At 36.9% G+C, this 268-nt stretch carries 1 protein-coding gene; it reads right to left on the bottom strand.

Going from position 1 to position 268, the window contains the following annotated elements; translation table 11 throughout:
* Nucleotides 1–268: ATP-binding protein (locus ACYQ2O_RS13225; protein WP_459796834.1), on the bottom strand; the 268-nt coding region annotated here is incomplete at both ends.

Consider the following 268-nt stretch of genomic DNA (forward strand, 5'->3'; position numbering starts at 1 on the left):
ACTTTTTGAATTGGTAAATAACCTATTTCATCAATGATCAAAAGATCATATTTGGCATATCGTTTCAGAACACGATCGACGGTCCCTTTTTCAAAGGCAGAACGAAGACGTAAAAGTAATTCATGACCACTGATAAACAGCGTACGGTAGCCTTGATGACATGCTTCAATGCCTAATGCAATGACAAGGTGTGTTTTCCCTACACCAGGGTTTCCAATGAAAACTAAGTTTTCTTTTTTCTCCATAAAAGCCATATGTTTCAAGTCTA

Source organism: Alkalibacterium sp. m-11 (genome assembly GCF_054658155.1).